The following is a 12584-nucleotide window of genomic DNA, read 5'->3' on the forward strand; positions in this document are numbered from 1 at the left end:
TAGATTATTTTGTAATAGATTCTATTTTATTCTTCAAGTTCAAATTTTCCTTTTCCAATTTGTTCATGCGCTTATTTTGATCAATCATATAAAGAGTCATCTCTTCTATTTTCTGTAAAAGCTTAGCGTTCATCTCCCCCAAATTAATTCCATTTTTCAGAACCTCTTCTTCATTTGGAATATTCTCCAAATGGCCTTTCTCTGCTATATGTTTTTCAACTTCTTCAAGTGTTGGCAGATTGTATTCTTTTTTAAATACAAAATCTGACCAGCCTGTCATATCGACTTTTACTTCTTTGGAATGAATTGTACCGTTTACATCTAATTTATTGGCTGGATTAACAGTACCTATTCCAACGTTACCATTAGCAACTAGAGCCATAACATCGTTAGGCTCTAGATTTGTAGTACCTCCAGCATAAAGCCTAAATTTTAGTTTATTTTCCGATGAAGCGCCTGCTGTTATTGTAGCGTCAATTCCGTGCCAGCGATTTGCTAAAGCAGTTTGGCTCTCTAAATCTGATTTGTAACCATATTTTATAACATTATCGAAGGTCCCATCTACTCCACTTAAAGTTAGTTTAGACAGTCCTCCTACCACACTTAGTTTTGAATTTGGATTCTGAGTTCCTATTCCAACATTCCCATTTGATTTAATCGTCATCTTCACACTTTCATTTGCTACAAAATTAATTGCACCATGTTCACCACCTTTTTTATTATTCACGATATTAAGGTCAAAATAACTTCCAAACCTCAAGCCTTCCAAAGTATATCCGGAATTAACTTCAAAATCACAAGTATCATGATAACCAAAACGAACAATACTGCTCCCCCCAGTTCCTGTTCCGAATCTAGTTAAAGATGAAATCACTTCATTTTTATTTGTATTAAATGTGTTTGAAACTTCAAATTTAGCAGTTGGAACCGCAACTCCGATTCCAATATTTCTCTCGCTAGACATTGTTAATGCTGTACCCCAAGTTCCATAATCAAAATCTAAAAAAGCAGTATCTGTATTATCTCTAGAAACAATATTCCAAGGTCCGCCGGTATGTCGATAAGGAGTCAGCATCATACGTGTAATTTGTCCAACTCCAGATGGAGTAACTTGATTACCAATTTTTAATTGGGTATCAAAATTTACTAGACCTGTTTCAGGATAATTGTTTTGTGAAAAAATTATATGTGTTGTCAATAGTAAAATAAAAAGTTTAAAATTTTTCATTGATTAATTAGTGTAGTTTCTTTTTAAGCAGTAATATGTCTTTTTTCATTTCAGTATTTTCCTTCTTCATTTCAATCATGTAAAGAGTCAGTTCCTCAATCTTCAGCAAAAGCTTAGCATTCATTTCTCCAAGATTAATTCCATTTTCTAAAACCTCTTTTTCATTTGGAATATTCTCTAAATGTCCTTTTTCTGCAATATGCTTTTCTACCTCTTCAAGTGTTGGCAGATTGTATTCCTTTTTAAATACAAAATCAGACCAACCTGTCATATCGACTTTTACTTCTTGCGAATGGATTGTACCATTTACATCCAATTTATTAGCTGGATTTATAGTACCTATTCCAACATTTCCTCCTACTTTAATAAATAAACTACTAAATAATTCACTTTCTCCATAATTGGTAAAGTATAAACCGCTAAGAGTTTTGTTAGTATGATGGGACATGTATCCAATGTTTGCCGCAGTTCCTGCGTACGAAAAAGATTCACCATACCTTAAACTAGTAAATTTATAATTTGTACCTACTTTTCCTCCTTTGTATGACGCAACGAATAAGTTGTCAGAATTATCTTCAACCGAAAATCTAGTATCGGGATATTCAGTGCCAATACCTACATTACCATTATTTAAAATGTTCAAAAAATCGGTCGAATTATAACGCAAACTAAACATATAATTTTTCGTTGCAGGGTATCTTACCAAAGTCCATTGTCCTATTCCTGTTCCAGAATTACCATTAACTGCTCCTAAAGCAATACTTGAATAATCCCCTAATAAAGATGGTAATAACCTTAAGTTTTCGTCATAATTTGAATTTGATGATTGTATTTTTACTGTTCCAATAACATCCAAAGGAACCGATGGATTGTTAGTACCAATGCCAACATTTCCTGTTCCTTCAATTTTATTTTGCCCAAAATTGATCTGTGATACCGATAAAATAAATAACAGTGCAATCCTTTTCATAATATTATCTCTCTTCTAGTTTTTCTATTCTTTTTTTCATTTCACTATTTTCCTTTCTAACTTCTACATTCTCTTTCTTTATTTCTATCAAATACAAAGTCAATTCCTCAATCTTCTGCAAAAGCTTAGCATTCATTTCTCCAAGATTAATTCCGTTTTTCAAGACTTCTTCTTCACATGGAATATTCTCTAAATGTCCTTTTTCCACAATATGTTTTTCAACTTCTTCCAACGTTGGCAAATTATATTCCTTTTTAAATACAAAATCGGCCCAGCCAGAAGCGGTTACTTTAATTTCTCGCGCTCCAATTGAACCTTCAACGGCCAATTTATGAGGTCCTGTTGATACAGTTCCTATTCCCAAACTTCCATTTGAATTTAAAGTCATTTTTCTATTCCCGTAAGAATCCCAAGAGAATAAAGGTCTGGTAATTATGGCCGCACCAGAGGTCCGCGAATCAAAAGTCATAAGGGGAAAACTTCCGTTATCCATACTGGGTTCGGTTGTTGCCGTTAAATAAAGAGATGCTTTATTGTCTGAAGTGCGGTATCCGTTTAAAGTTGGCACAAACTGTCCATTTACAAGTGTTCCATTTGCTATTCTTATATAATCCTGAGAAGCATCGCTAACACTTAATTTTAATAATGTTTCTGAAGCCCCATTTAGTGCAGGAGAATTTATTTCCAAGCTTGCTGTTGGATTTGCTGACCCAATACCTAAATTTCCGTTTATGACTTGATTTCCTGTAAAAGTGTTGAGTCCTCGAGTTGCTAATTCCATCCATGCAGAATTTGATGAAATTAGGGATCCAGAGACAATTTTTCTAAAAAACAAACGGTCATTAACCGTAAAAGAGGATGCTATTTGAAGCTGATAATTGTTTGCGGTATTTGTATGCCTTGCTACAAACAGATGTTGCCACAGATTACTGTTGTCGTTTGCCATGCCAATAGTTGAAGTATTAAGTCCATTATATATTCCTGATTTCAATGGTGCAGAAAAGTCCGGAATAGTTGAGGGAGCATATCCATCTCCAATTTGTTGCGAGTATGAAGCAGAAGCAAAAAGAAATAAAATTGCAGTTATTTTTTTAATTGTCATGTTGTTAGTGTTAGTGTTTAGAATATAATTGGCTTTTAAGATCTTTTATTTCTTTGTTTTGTTTTTTATTCTCCCTTTTAATTTCTGCATTCTCTTTCTTCATTTCAATCATATAAAGAGTCAATTCCTCAATCTTCTGTAAAAGCTTAGCATTCATTTCTCCAAGATTAATTCCATTTTCTAAGACCTCTTTCTCACTTGGAATGTTCTCTAAATGTCCTTTTTCTGCAATATGTTTTTCAACTTCTTCAAGCGTTGGCAGATTATATCCATTTTTAAATACAAAGTCTGACCAGCCTGTCATATCTACTTTTACTTCTTTGGAATGGATTGTGCCGTTGACGTCTAGCCTGTTACTCGGATTTATATTGCCAATACCAACATTTCCAGTGTTTGATATAGTCATTCTAGGAGTATAATTAGTGATGAAGTGAAGAGAATGATCTGTTTCTGTTCCAACGAAACCTCCCCCACCAGTCCAAGTAGTATGAGAGAAAATGCCAACTCGATTAGAAGAATTAGAAGAAGTTGCAATGATTTTCGAGTTGTCCAAACCATAAACATCTAAAACTCTCTGCCAGCCCTGTGCATTAGAGGGATTAGCTGTTCCGATCCCTAAATTGGCTTTTAAAATGTAACTATTGACTACTCCACTTATTTTTAAGTTACCAGAAGATTCAACATCACTTTTAGAATCAAGTAATGTTCTCCATTCTCCCCATGAGTTTTCATTGTAAAATGCACTCCTGTATAAAATTTGACCTCCTTGCCAGTTATTATTAAAATACAATTGAGAAACAAGATGCGCATATTTTCCATAAATTTCCAATAAAGAACCATAGGTGGAAGGAGCATTTGTTCCGCCATAATTGTCCCAAAGTTTTAATGACATATCTGATATCCCAACTCGTGGAGGACTATTAAAATCTTTCTGTTCTGTAAGCCAATTCAAACTTTTTGAGCCTAGGTATCCGTCAAATGTCTGACTATAAGTGAATGAATGGAATGCAATGAGCATTACAAGAAATATTTTTCTCATTTTAAATTAATTTAATTTGTGTTCCAATTTAGATAGTCTCTCTAAAATCAAACTCAAAGTTTCATTTTGTTTTTTTAGTGAATCAACTTGATCTTGAAGGCTTGTTATTTGATCATGCTGTGTGTTGTTTTTCTTGTTCTGCTCAATAATATACAACGTTAGCTCCTCGATTTTCTGCAAAAGCTTAGCATTCATTTCACCTAGATTAATTCCATTTTTCAGAACCTCTCCTTCACTTGGAATATTCTCTAAATGCCCTTCCTCTGCAATATGTTTTTCAACTTGTTCTAATGGTGGCAGATTATACTCTTTTTTAAATACAAAATCTGACCAGCCTGACATATCTACTTTTACTTCTTTGGAATGGATTGTGCCGTTTACGTCTAACTTGTTTGATGGATTTACAACTCCTAAACCTAAATTTCCTACTGGAGATAAAACTAAAGATGTAATTGTACTGACATCAGACCCATTCCAAAAGGAAGTTTGAATTTTTAATCCTGATCCAGTTTGTGCATATGTTGCCCCCCCATAATTATCAATAATAGTTTTATAAGATCTATCGTTCCAAAGCTGATTTAATATAAGACTTGTACCGTCACCTGTCCAAGTCGAACCAATCAAATTGAGCACAGCTTGTCCTCCCGCATTTAAAGAAGTTTTTTTTACATCTAATAAACCTGTTGGTCCATTTGTTCCTATACCAACATTACCATTAAACACAGTGTTTAGTGAACCTCTAGAGATCTGAATAGCTGTAAAATCTAAATCAGCATTTCTTGTACCAATTGCCAATAAATCATTTAGTCCATATTTAAAAAATGCTCCATAACTATTACTACCTCCTTCACGGATTCTTAATTCGTTATCTGTAGCCCAATCAATATTATCAATATTAATGTTACCAACTACATTAAGTTTCGCATCGGGATTTGAAGTTCCAATTCCAACATTACCATTCCCAGACGATCCTTGTACTGTTCCAGAAGGTGTATATAATTGAGCATTTATAGTTGTTCCATATAGAAATAACAGCGCCAGTATAATTAATTTATTCTTCATAATTTATAAATTCTTTTTTTATCTCTATGTCTCTTTTTGAAGCCAAGTATATACTTGGTAAACTTTTCAATTTTTATTAACAAAACTTAACGTTGGTAATGGCTTAACTCAGATAATCAATCTCATATCAAAAATCCACATAAAAAAATTCATGTAATAATAAATCAGAAAGCGAATCCCTCAACAACTGTTAACGCTTAGTTAAAATTCCGCGCGCAAATAAACAAAAAGATTCTGAGTTTTTTTTACGGGATTCCTCATTTTAATATTTTCAAAATCATAATTAATTATCGTCTAATTCATAAAAGCAAGTTTTCAGGTATTGATAATCTTTTGAAATATTTATAAACCTAAACTCCAAAAATCTAAATAATACTTACAAATTATAGTGTATTTATTCATTCTAATTTCAGCACTTTAGCCTTGATCAATACTAATTTATCAATCCCCTAAAAACCAACTCCAATTATTATCAAATTTTTAAATCTCATGGTTTTTAAAATAATTTTAAGAAACCTTATTTTTCAAATTACTATATTTGGCGCACGTTAAACAAAATAAATCCTCTTTTTAAGGAACAAGATTATAATTACCGCTGCACTGAATGAAACCCATTAAGTTCATATATATCGTCCTACTATCGCTGCTTTGCTTTTTCAGAGGCACCGAGACGTATCAGCCGATTCATCATTTCAGTAAATGTATTACCTTAGATAGTGTTGCGGCAGACGACACGCAGATTTTTTCTTCTGACTTTTCTTCTTCTAAGAATTTAGAAGTTCATTATAAGCTCAAAAAGAAAATGAAATGCAGAGCGACTACTTTAGAACAAAGTACGATCAAAGCTCCGTATCTCAGCAATTTGGTTAATTTCAAGCTTTATAAAGAAAGCTTAATCTATGGTATAGCTTCAATATACCATATCGAAAGGCATCCTCATCTTCATTTGTACCAACTTTTCTAGGCTGCAAAATTTCGTGGTTTTTATATTCTAGTATTCTGGAACAATACCTCATTTACATCTGTGATTGAGCTGTTATTGCTATAAAAACATTTCTCTAAAACGGTACTTTTTCAAATAAAAGCATCCGTAAACCTTATTATTTTCAAAATCCAAATTCAGACTCCCGGTATTTAGTATCAAGGGAGCACATCTATTTATTCAAAAATTTAAACCTAATGATGAGCATTTATAAAAATCAATTTCTTTTATGCACCTTGGCTTTATTCGTTTTAGTCTCGTGCGGTGATAAAGCAAAAAAAGATTCAAACAACATAAAAACGGTTCCTGTTTATAAGGTAACTCTAAAAGACACCATAGTTTCGAGCAAATTTGTTGCCGATGTACATGCTAAAAACAATGTGGAAATCCACGTTCGTATTCCAGGTCTGTTAGACAAAGTTTACGTTAGCGAAGGACAAAAAGTAAAAAAAGGGCAAATCCTTTTTAAAATAAGCGATGTTGAACTTCAAATTCAGCTTTTAAAAGCCGAAGCCGTTTACAAAAGTTCTAAAGCCGATTTAAGAATTGCAACTGTAGAATTAGAACAGGCTCAAACCCTTTTCAATAAAAAAGTAATTGCAGACAAAGAATTAGAATTATCTAAAGCAAAATATGAAGCGGCTTCCGCAAAAGTGGCTCACGCTCTTGCAGAAAAGAAAGCAATCAACCAGCAGATAAGCTTTACCACTATCCGCGCACCATTTGACGGAACAATCGACCGTATTCCGTTCAAAGAAGGAAGTTTAGTAGAAAACGGCTCATTGCTTACTACGGTTTCGCAATTGGACGATGTTTATGCTTATTTCTCAATTCCTGAGAATACCTATTTCCAAATGATGGAAGACAAAACCTTAAACACCCAAGGTGATATCAAATTAGTATTGCCAAACGGACAGGTTTACGATCAAAAAGGAGAATTAAGAACCGCTGACGGAGAAATCGACAGACAGACAGGTTCTATTCAATACAAAGCGAAATTTCATAACCCGCAAGGATTTATCAAACACGGAACTTCTGGAAAACTCATTATTTCAGAACCCAAAACCAATGCAATTTTAATTCCGCAGAAAGCAGTTTTTTCTATTCAGGACAAACAATACGTTTTCCGCGTGAACAAAGATGGAGTAGTTAAAATGACGAATGTTACGATCGAAACGACTCTAGATGATGTGTATATCTTGAACGAAGGTCTAAAAAGCGACGACCTAATCGTGCAAGAAGGCACACAATCATTGAGAGACGGCGATAAAATCAACATGAAACAAATGTAGGTTATCGATCTGTAAAACAGTTATTTAATTATTTATCTAAAACATTCAAAATGATAGAGTTATTTATCAGAAGGAAAATATTGTCATTAATCATCTCGGTTATGATAGTCCTTCTGGGATTGCTGGCGTTGTTTCAGCTCCCTATTACCCAATTCCCAGACATTGTACCACCGTCTGTAACCGTTACAGCAAAATATACAGGAGCAAACGCAGAGGTTTCGGCCAATGCCGTCGCCCTTCCTTTAGAAAGAGCCATAAATGGAGTTCCTGGAATGACGTATATGTCAACTGTAACTTCCAACGATGGCTTGACCTTAATTCAGGTTTTCTTCGAAGTAGGAACCGATCCCGATCTGGCTGCCGTAAACGTGCAGAACAGAGTTACCACGATTCTTGATGAACTTCCAGAAGAGGTAATTCGTGCCGGAGTTACAACCGAAAAAGAAGTAAACAGTATGTTGATGTACTTGAACATCACAAGTACCGACAAAACTCAGGATGAGCAGTTTATCTTCAACTTTACCGATATTAATATTCTTCAGGAATTAAAGCGTATTGATGGTGTCGGACGTGCCGAAATCATGGGGCAGAAAGAATATTCGATGCGTGTTTGGCTAGATCCACAAAAGATGCTTTCGTATAACATTTCGGCAAATGAAGTGATTGCTTCGCTTCAAAAACAAAATATTTCTGCCGCGCCAGGTAAAGTGGGTGAAGGTTCAGGACAGATGAACAATCAGCTGCAATATGTAATTAAGTACGGCGGAAAGTTCTTTGAACCAAAACAATACGAAGAAATTCCGTTGAGAGCCAATTCAGACGGAACTATCTTAAGATTAAAAGATATTTCGAAAATCGAATTTGGCGCGATGAGTTACGGAATGGTTTCTAAAACCGACGGAAAACCTTCTGCCTCAATCATGCTAAAACAACGTCCAGGTTCAAACGCTTCTGAAGTTATTGCCAGCGTAAAAGAAAAAATGGCAGAATTGAAAGTCTCTTCTTTTCCTCCTGGAATGGAATTTAATATTGCGTATGACGTTTCGCGTTTCCTTGACGCTTCGATTCATGAAGTTTTGAGAACATTGGTTGAAGCCTTTATTTTGGTGGCATTCGTCGTTTTCCTTTTCCTTCAAGATTGGAGATCGACTTTGATTCCAGTATTGGCAGTTCCTGTAGCGCTTATTGGTTCGTTTACCTTTATGTCGATGATGGGATTCTCGATCAACTTATTGACACTTTTCGCTTTAGTACTTTCCATCGGAATTGTGGTCGATAATGCGATTGTCGTAGTCGAAGCTGTTCACGTAAAAATCTCCGAAGAACATATGTCGCCAATGGAAGCTACCATTAGCGCGATGAAAGAAATTACAGGTGCCGTTATTGCAATTACCATTGTAATGGCTGCCGTATTTATTCCCGTTGCATTCTTGAGCGGTCCTGTTGGGGTCTTCTACAGGCAGTTCTCATTGACAATGGCCATTAGTATCGTGATTTCGGGTATTAACGCCCTTACGCTTACTCCTGCCCTTTGTGCTATTATGCTGAAAGCACACGATCCGAATAAGGAGAAAAAATCGCTTTTAGACCGTTTCTTCCATAGGTTTAATCATTGGTTTGATAATATTACTTCAAAATACATCAAAGTATTAGTGAAATTCGCTGATCGCAACACTGTAACCGTTGGTTTATTAGTGCTTTTCTGTGTATTAACTTGGGGAACAACTAGATTTTTAGCGTCAGGATTTATCCCTACTGAAGATCAGGGAATGGTTTACGTAAGTGTTACAACACCACAAGGAGCAACAGTTGAACGTACTGAAAAAGCTTTGGACGAAGTAACCAAAATTGCTCAAGGAATTAAAGGTGTCGACAACGTAACGACTCTTGCGGGATACAGTATTGTAACTGAAATCGCAGGAGCTTCGTACGGAATGGGAATGATAAACTTAAAAGATTGGAGCGAACGTGATATTTCGGTTACGGAATTCATGGCAGAACTTACCGAAAAAACCAAAAACATTACCGACGCCCAAATTGAAATCTTTGCACCGCCAACCGTTCCTGGTTTTGGTAATACGAGCGGTTTTGAGCTTCGTTTGCTGGATAAATCTGGAGGAAGTATTACCAATACCGATAAAGTAACGAAAGAATTCATTAAAGAGTTAAATGCTTCGCCAGAAATCCAAAACTCTTTCTCGAGTTTTGATGCTACTTTCCCGCAGTATTTAATTCATATTGATTATGATCTTGCGGCTAAAAAAGGAATTTCAGTAGACAATGCCATGAGCACTTTACAAACTATGTTAGGTTCTTTTTATGCAACCAATTTTATCCGTTTCTCTCAAATGTATAAAGTGATGGTTCAGGCAAGTCCGCAATTCCGTCAAAATCCAGAAAGCATTTTGGATATGTATTTGAAGAATGACGCCGGCGAAATGGTTCCGTTTTCTACTTTCATTAAATTAGAAAGAGTTTACGGACCAGAAGTTTTAACGCGTTACAACATGTACATGTCGGCTATGATTAACGGTGAACCAGCCGAAGGTTACAGTTCTGGAGATGCCATTGCTGCTGTTGAAAGAATTGCCGCAGAAAAACTGCCAAGCCGTTTTGAAGTGGAATGGTCAGGTATGACGCGTGAAGAGATTTTGTCTGGTAACCAAACCATATACATTTTTGCCCTTTGTATACTATTTGTATACTTACTGCTTGCGGCTCAATACGAAAGTTTATTGCTTCCGTTCCCAGTACTTTTAAGCCTTCCAGTTGGAGTTTTCGGTTCTTACATTGCACTTGTAATGGTCGGACTGGACAATAATATTTATGCCCAAGTAGCGCTCGTCATGCTGATTGGTCTGCTAGCTAAAAATGCCATTCTGATTGTAGAGTTCGCCATGGCACAGAACAAACTCGGACGCGATATTGTCGAAGCAGCGATTGAAGGAGCCAGACTTCGTTTCCGTCCAATTTTGATGACTTCTTTTGCTTTTATTTCAGGATTAATTCCGTTGTGTATCGCTTCTGGCGCGGGTGCAATTGGTAACCGTTCAATCGGAACTGCTGCAGCAGGCGGAATGTTAATCGGAACTGTGTTTGGTCTTTTAATCATTCCAGGACTTTACATACTGTTTGCGAAATTAGAAAAACGAATGGCTAAATCTTAATGTGTAATTTTTTAAACATATAGAATCATTCCCAATAACTATCGGGATTAAAAAGTTATAAAGATGTTTCACTTTATTTAAATAATCCCGATGCATTGGGTCTATCTTTTAGAAACTAGTTTCTTTCAAGTCCCTTTTGCAGAAATAAAAATCTATGTTTCTATGTGTTAGAATAAAAATTTAGACAAAAAGATTGAACAAAATAAATTAAAACAATGAAAGAAATATTAAATCAATATAAAAATACTGATGTGATAAGGACAACCAAAAGTGCCGTTATAATAACCGGAATTCTACTTTTGACCGCTTGTTCTGCACCAAAAGTCAGCAACAAACTAGACGCTGCAAAACTTCCTGAAAATTTTGATGCTCAAAGAAAAGAAGCTTCAACCGAAACATTTATTCCGTTAAAAACAGAGACCTTCTTTAAAGATCCAAAATTAGAAGTTTTACTAAAGAAAGCCATTGCCAAAAATCCTGATTATTTAATCATGCAGGAAAGAATTCTTATTGCCAATTCGCATTTAAAAGTGGCAAAACTGGCGCTTCTTCCCTCTTTAGATCTTGTGGCAGATGCATCTGGAACACATTTCGGAAAATACACTATGGAAGGTGTTGGAAACTATGATACCAACTTTTCTCAGAATATTACTGAAAAACAAAGAATAAACGAAGATGTTACTCCTAACCTATTTTTAGGAGCAAAAGTTTCTTGGGAAGCCGACATATGGGGAAAACTGAGCAATCGTAAAAAAGCGGCTCAACAAAGATTTTTTGCTTCTCAGCAAGGAATGCGTCTTTTGCAAACGCGTCTGTTGGGCGATATTGCAGATCTTTATTTCAAATTGATTGCTTTAGACAAACAAGCCGCGATTTACGATAACAACTTGAAAACACAAGAAAAAGCACTTGATATTGTTTCTGCTCAAAGATCTGTCGGAAAAGCTACAGAATTGGCTGTACAGCAGTTTAATGCACAAAACAATAACATTCACGCTGAAGCTTCAGAACTAAAATTAAGCATTGATCAGACTGAAAAAGCTTTATTGACTCTTTTGGGTGAATATGGCGGAAAAATTGACCGAAGCAATGATTTTCTAGCAGGGCATTTGGAGGTTTTAAACCAAAAAATAAGCGTAGATTCTATCATTCATAAAAGACCCGATGTGTCTGAAGCTTATTTTGAATTATTAGCAAGCAACGCGGACGCTAAATCGGCTCGCGCCGCTTTTTTTCCAACGGTAAATCTAGGCGGCTATGCAGGTTTCAATTCGTTTTCATTCAACACTTTTTTTGATGCAGGTTCTTTCGCTTGGCAGTTGCTGGGCGGTTTGACGGCTCCTGTTTTCAACAAAGGACAGATCAAACAAGAATTTTATGTTTCCAACAGAAGGCAGGAAATTTCATTTCTTCAATATCAGAATGCAGTCACCACAGCTTTCAATGAGTTAAGTGCTTTACTGCACCGAAACGAAGCTTATGAAGACGTTTTAAAATATAAATTGAACGAAATTGATCATCTCGAAATTGCCGTAAACGTCTCAAACGATTTGTATTTGAGCGGTTATGCCAATTATCTGGAAATCATCAATGCACAAAAAAATAAATTGCAAGCCGAATTGGATTTTGTTGATATCCAACTTCGAAATGCAAACTCACAAGTATTGCTTTACAAAGCTTTAGGTGGAGGAATAAATTAGTTTATATGTTGGTCAAAAATTGCTTCTGTTTATAATAGCTCA

At 35.4% G+C, this 12584-nt stretch carries 9 protein-coding genes; 4 read left to right on the forward strand and 5 right to left on the reverse strand.

Annotated features, from left to right (window positions below; translation table 11 throughout):
- Positions 1–4: 4 nt before the first annotated feature.
- The 5 genes from BLP44_RS10080 to BLP44_RS10100 are packed head-to-tail and all read right to left on the reverse strand — an operon-like array spanning position 5 to position 5401.
- Positions 5–1228, reverse strand: coding sequence for a hypothetical protein (locus tag BLP44_RS10080; RefSeq protein WP_091132434.1), 1224 nt, complete (start codon positions 1226–1228; stop codon positions 5–7).
- Positions 1229–1235: 7 nt separating this feature from the next.
- Entirely contained in the window at positions 1236–2198 is a 963-nt protein-coding gene (locus BLP44_RS10085) for a hypothetical protein (RefSeq protein ID WP_091132438.1), read from the reverse strand.
- Between the two features lie 4 nt (positions 2199–2202).
- Positions 2203–3300 carry a hypothetical protein gene (locus BLP44_RS10090; RefSeq protein ID WP_091132440.1) on the reverse strand — a complete coding sequence of 366 codons (1098 nt, stop codon included), beginning with the start codon at positions 3298–3300 and terminating at the stop codon, positions 2203–2205.
- A gap of 10 nt (positions 3301–3310) precedes the next feature.
- A complete protein-coding gene (locus BLP44_RS23145) occupies positions 3311–4339 on the reverse strand; it encodes a hypothetical protein (RefSeq protein WP_244511732.1) in 1029 nt (342 codons plus the stop codon).
- Between the two features lie 6 nt (positions 4340–4345).
- Positions 4346–5401, reverse strand: a complete 1056-nt coding sequence (locus BLP44_RS10100; RefSeq protein ID WP_091132444.1) for a hypothetical protein — start codon at positions 5399–5401, stop codon at positions 4346–4348.
- 604 nt (positions 5402–6005) lie between these two features.
- Here BLP44_RS10100 and BLP44_RS10105 point away from each other — a divergent pair.
- The 4 genes from BLP44_RS10105 to BLP44_RS10120 all read left to right on the forward strand — a co-directional run bounded on the left by BLP44_RS10105 (position 6006) and on the right by BLP44_RS10120 (position 12542).
- Entirely contained in the window at positions 6006–6365 is a 360-nt protein-coding gene (locus tag BLP44_RS10105) for a hypothetical protein (protein WP_091132448.1), read from the forward strand.
- Positions 6366–6580: 215 nt separating this feature from the next.
- Positions 6581–7675 carry an efflux RND transporter periplasmic adaptor subunit gene (locus tag BLP44_RS10110; protein ID WP_236940381.1) on the forward strand — a complete coding sequence of 365 codons (1095 nt, stop codon included), beginning with the start codon at positions 6581–6583 and terminating at the stop codon, positions 7673–7675.
- Positions 7676–7725: 50 nt separating this feature from the next.
- Positions 7726–10842 carry an efflux RND transporter permease subunit gene (locus BLP44_RS10115; protein WP_091132452.1) on the forward strand — a complete coding sequence of 1039 codons (3117 nt, stop codon included), beginning with the start codon at positions 7726–7728 and terminating at the stop codon, positions 10840–10842.
- Positions 10843–11057: 215 nt separating this feature from the next.
- Positions 11058–12542, forward strand: a complete 1485-nt coding sequence (locus tag BLP44_RS10120; protein ID WP_091132455.1) for a TolC family protein — start codon at positions 11058–11060, stop codon at positions 12540–12542.
- The last annotated feature ends 42 nt before the right edge of the window (positions 12543–12584 follow it).

Source organism: Flavobacterium anhuiense, assembly GCF_900101855.1.
Lineage (GTDB): Bacteria > Bacteroidota > Bacteroidia > Flavobacteriales > Flavobacteriaceae > Flavobacterium > Flavobacterium anhuiense.

Excerpts from the sequence above, each read along its gene's own strand:
- BLP44_RS10115 (WP_091132452.1), top strand. The coding sequence starts at position 7,726 with ATGATAGAGTTATTTATCAGAAGGAAAATATTGTCATTAATCATCTCG.
- BLP44_RS10120 (WP_091132455.1), top strand. The coding sequence starts at position 11,058 with ATGAAAGAAATATTAAATCAATATAAAAATACTGATGTGATAAGGACA.
- BLP44_RS10110 (WP_236940381.1), top strand. The coding sequence starts at position 6,581 with ATGATGAGCATTTATAAAAATCAATTTCTTTTATGCACCTTGGCTTTA.
- BLP44_RS10100 (WP_091132444.1), bottom strand. The coding sequence starts at position 5,401 with ATGAAGAATAAATTAATTATACTGGCGCTGTTATTTCTATATGGAACA.
- BLP44_RS10090 (WP_091132440.1), bottom strand. The coding sequence starts at position 3,300 with ATGACAATTAAAAAAATAACTGCAATTTTATTTCTTTTTGCTTCTGCT.
- BLP44_RS23145 (WP_244511732.1), bottom strand. The coding sequence starts at position 4,339 with ATGAGAAAAATATTTCTTGTAATGCTCATTGCATTCCATTCATTCACT.
- BLP44_RS10080 (WP_091132434.1), bottom strand. The coding sequence starts at position 1,228 with ATGAAAAATTTTAAACTTTTTATTTTACTATTGACAACACATATAATT.
- BLP44_RS10085 (WP_091132438.1), bottom strand. The coding sequence starts at position 2,198 with ATGAAAAGGATTGCACTGTTATTTATTTTATCGGTATCACAGATCAAT.
- BLP44_RS10105 (WP_091132448.1), top strand. The coding sequence starts at position 6,006 with ATGAAACCCATTAAGTTCATATATATCGTCCTACTATCGCTGCTTTGC.